This is a genomic window from Paraburkholderia sp. EG304, assembly GCF_046543485.1.
GTDB classification, from domain to species: Bacteria; Pseudomonadota; Gammaproteobacteria; order Burkholderiales; family Burkholderiaceae; genus Paraburkholderia; species Paraburkholderia youngii.
In genome coordinates, this window is the sequence record NZ_JBKGUA010000228.1 from 1 (window position 1) to 1,159 (window position 1,159).

A 1,159-nucleotide genomic window follows, 5' to 3' on the forward strand; every position below is an offset into this window, starting at 1 on the left:
TGGAGCGCTCGCCGCACACGCCGGTGCGGGAGCTGGAGATCCTGCCGGCGGCGGAGCGCGGGTATCTGCTGGAGGAGCTGAACCGCACGGAGGCGGCGTATCCGTCGGAGCGGTGCATCCATGAGCTATTCGAGGCGCAGGTGCGGCGGGCACCGGAGGCGGTGGCGCTGGTGCATGAGAACGAGAGACTGAGCTATGGCGAGCTCAACGCGCGGGCCAACCGGCTGGCCCATCATCTGATCGCACTTGGAGTCAGGCCGGGAGATCGCATTGCGACAGTGCTTGACCGCTCCGTCGCTCTTGTGGTGGCGCAGCTGGCGATCCTGAAGACGGGCGGAGTATATGTGCCGATCGATCGCGGCCTTCCCTCTGCACGACAGGAATGGCTGTTCGCTGATTGTGCTGCCCGTCTGGTGCTTGGCCAGATTGACGGCGACAATCTGGTTGAGGCGACGATACCGGTTCTGGCTATTGAGCCGCTCATAGTTGGAACGGGATGTAGTTCCGATCCTGGCCTGGCATTGACCGCTGAGGCTGCCGCATACGTAATGTACACCTCCGGCTCAACCGGCCTTCCCAAAGGAGTTCTTGTCTCTCATCGTGCCGTCAACCGGCTCGTGATCAACAATGCATATGCGAAGATCGAGGCGGGGGATCGTGTGGCATGGGCCGGCAATCCCGCCTTCGACGCAAGCACATTCGAAGTGTGGGCACCACTACTTAACGGTGGTTGCATTGTTGCAATGCAAGCTGTCGCAGACCCTTCCAGCTTTGCCCGGGCGCTTAAACAGCACCGGGTGACGTCACTTTTTCTAACAACAGCATTATTCAATCAATTTACATCATCGATTGCTCCCACGTTAGCCCAACTTAAGTACCTCCTCTGTGGAGGGGAGCCCAATGATCTCCGCTCATTTCTGAGATTGCTGAAAGAAGAAGGCCCCGTACGTCTCGTTCACTGCTACGGCCCGACCGAGACGACGACCTTCGCGACAGTCTGGAATTGCCCGGCTGATTTTAATGGGTCAGTGGTCCCGATCGGCCGTCCGATTGCGAACACGCGGGTGTACGTGCTGGACGGTCATGGCGAGCCGGTGCCGTTCGGGGCGGCTGGGGAGCTCTACATTGGCGGGGCGGGGGTGGCGCGTGGCTACCTGAA

Annotated in this window: 1 protein-coding gene; it reads left to right on the forward strand. The window is 60.4% G+C overall.

Annotated elements, in window-relative coordinates; all coding sequences use genetic code 11:
- Window positions 1-1,159, forward strand: a 1,159-nt coding sequence (locus tag ACLFKU_RS43525; protein ID WP_410853367.1) for an AMP-binding protein, incomplete at both ends; no start/stop codon positions are given.